1 protein-coding gene is annotated in these 1,182 nt (G+C 42.6%); it reads right to left on the bottom strand.

All coding sequences use genetic code 11. The features are described from left to right. A partial coding sequence (locus AC0YN6_RS30425; protein WP_475751992.1) for an endo-beta-N-acetylglucosaminidase occupies window positions 1-1,182 on the bottom strand: 1,182 nt, incomplete at both ends.

Raw genomic sequence — 1,182 nt, 5'->3', positions numbered from 1 at the left:
GCATCCAACAATTGATCCTGTGTCATGCCAGCTGAAGCAAGCGTCCCTTTTCCCCCGGCATATGTAGGAGCATCTGCAGCACCTGACCACCATGTTCTTTCTCTTGCGGCAACATATTTGTAATAATCAGGGTTTGCGCGTCTATTTTCAGTGTACCTATTAGGACCCGAATGACCAAAGAGTTGTTCATCCACATGCTCAAAGACCGTTGCACTGCCCAGTGAAGCTATGCCTGTTCTTGGGACTAAATTTTCATCATAAGTGTTGTATAATGCCCCGCGTGTTCCGCTGAATCCGGTTTGACCTGCTTCAAGTGTATTAAATACAGTATTTCTTGGGTCTAAACCTAATTTCTTCATGGTTGCAACCGAACCGTCTACCATTGCTTTACTCGGATCCGGATTCATATACAAGGAACTAGCGGAAATGTTCGTATCTGTAGGAGTTTTAACCCAGTTGCTAAACACTGTTGCATCTTTATTAGAGTAGTCAATCCGCCCCCACGTGCTTTGATTTAATTGACCATACCGATTGGAAGCGTAAACATTAACATATAGACCTTGAGACGTCATTGCGCGAATGAACTCTTGATAAACGGGCATATAGTCGGCAGGCAGTGTTTCTTCGGCATTCACAAAGTACCCGTCAAAGCCGTAATATTTAGCCATTTCAACTAATTTATCAGCCATAGGGAATCTTCCATTACTATCTTTATAAACATAATCTTCCGTATGTTCCGTTCTCGGGAAGAAAATACAACCTAAAGATTTAACGCCGTTCTTGTGGGCGGCATTTGTGTATGCCGGGTTTGGAATATTTAACACGCCAAACTCATATTCACGCTGCCACCAATCTGCCTCAGGATTGAACAAAGAATCCGGCGTCGGATTTGTAACTACACCATGCCAAGACGCTGCATAATCCACATACTGCCAAAAGTTGAATAGATATTGTGCGAATTGATCATTATACACTGTCGGATTGAAAAATTCATCACCATAGTCGCTTGACAAGTTTAGGTATTGAACTTCTTGATCCAATTGGGGGTTTGCCTGCGTTGGCTTAAAAGCTTCATTACGTTTCTGAAGCGGTACTTTTGCTCTCATAAATTCATAAAACTCGTCTGTTTCAGGAGTCCAATTCAAGATATCTTGTTTTCGGTGTCCATGATAAACCGGCTGG

Source organism: Paenibacillus sp. J22P15, assembly GCF_056269345.1.
This window is presented reverse-complemented; position numbering and strand designations above follow the sequence as displayed.